The sequence below is a fragment of the Candidatus Propionivibrio aalborgensis genome, from assembly GCF_900089945.1.
GTDB classification, from domain to species: Bacteria; Pseudomonadota; Gammaproteobacteria; order Burkholderiales; family Rhodocyclaceae; genus Propionivibrio; species Propionivibrio aalborgensis.
This window is the reverse complement of the sequence record NZ_FLQY01000297.1, coordinates 1-841: the sequence shown is the minus strand read 5'-3', so window position 1 is coordinate 841 and position 841 is coordinate 1. Positions and strand designations below refer to the sequence as shown.

The 841-nt window shown below is 59.5% G+C and carries 2 protein-coding genes; both read left to right on the top strand.

Annotation, left to right across the window (positions count from 1 at the left end; genetic code table 11):
* Positions 1–748 (top strand): carbamoyl phosphate synthase small subunit (locus PROAA_RS13330; RefSeq protein ID WP_186411811.1); only part of this gene is annotated, 748 nt, incomplete at its 5' end.
* Between the two features lie 3 nt (positions 749–751).
* A partial coding sequence (locus PROAA_RS19460) for a carbamoyl phosphate synthase preATP-grasp domain-containing protein (RefSeq protein WP_483771116.1) occupies positions 752–841 on the top strand: 90 nt, incomplete at its 3' end.

Sequence of the window (841 nt, the reverse complement as noted above, 5' to 3'; positions counted from 1 at the left end):
CGGATGCATCATGGCTGTCGAGGTTGACGAAGCGAGCGCCATAGCCGAGGCACAATCTTTCCCAGGGCTTTCCGGCATGGATCTGGCCAAGGTGGTTTCGGTCGATGCCCCTTATGAATGGCATGAGGGCGAGTGGTCATTGACCGGTTATCAGCCCGCTCCTGAAACGAAATTCCACGTCGTCGCCTTCGACTATGGCGTCAAGCGCAATATCCTGCGCATGCTTGCGGCCAGAGCTTGCAAGGTGACGGTGGTTCCGGCACAGACGTCTGCCGCGGAGGTGCTCGAATACCGTCCGGATGGTATTTTCCTCTCCAACGGGCCCGGCGATCCGGAGCCCTGCGATTATGCGATCAAGGCGATCGCCGAACTGCTGGACCGCGGAATTCCGACCTACGGCATCTGTCTTGGCCACCAGTTGCTGGCGCTGGCCTCTGGAGCGAGGACCGTCAAGATGAAGTTTGGCCATCATGGCGCCAATCATCCGGTCAAGGATCTCGACACCCATCAGGTCATGATCACCAGCCAGAACCATGGTTTCGCGGTCGATGCCGACACGCTGCCAGCCACTTTGCGGCCGACGCATGTTTCGCTTTTCGACGGCTCCTTGCAGGGCGTTGCGCGCACCGATGTTCCGGCGTTCTCGTTCCAGGGACACCCGGAGGCGAGCCCCGGCCCGCACGACGTGGCCTACCTGTTCGACCGTTTCATCAAGCTGATGCAAGACAAGAAGGCCGAGGGAAAGTAACTCATGCCCAAGCGTACTGACCTGAAGAGTATTCTCATCATAGGTGCCGGCCCGATTGTCATCGGTCAGGCCTGCGAATTCGACTACTCCGGA